Here is a 278-nt window from a genome sequence, read left to right on the forward strand (position 1 = left end):
AGTGAACTTGAAGCGATTGAACATATCTTTGAAGAACTTGATGGAAACGAAGGGCTGCTTGTGGCAAGTAAGATTGCTGACCGTGTAGGAATCACTCGTTCAGTGATCGTAAACGCACTTCGTAAATTAGAAAGTGCAGGCGTTATTGAATCTCGTTCTCTTGGAATGAAGGGAACATACATTAAAGTATTAAACAACAAATTTTTAATTGAACTTGAAAATTTAAAATCTCACTAATCAAAAAACCCTTTTCGGCCGAAATAAACGCTGAAAAGGGT

At 36.7% G+C, this 278-nt stretch carries 1 pseudogene; it reads left to right on the plus strand.

Going from position 1 to position 278, the window contains the following annotated elements:
- Positions 1 to 237 (plus strand): annotated as a pseudogene (gene codY / locus NLF92_RS12795) (GTP-sensing pleiotropic transcriptional regulator CodY); the annotation flags it as partial.
- Positions 238 to 278: the final 41 nt, after the last annotated feature.

Origin of the sequence: Opacimonas viscosa (assembly GCF_024199005.1) — a bacterium.
In the GTDB taxonomy this organism is placed as follows: Bacteria; Pseudomonadota; Gammaproteobacteria; order Enterobacterales; family Alteromonadaceae; genus Opacimonas; species Opacimonas viscosa.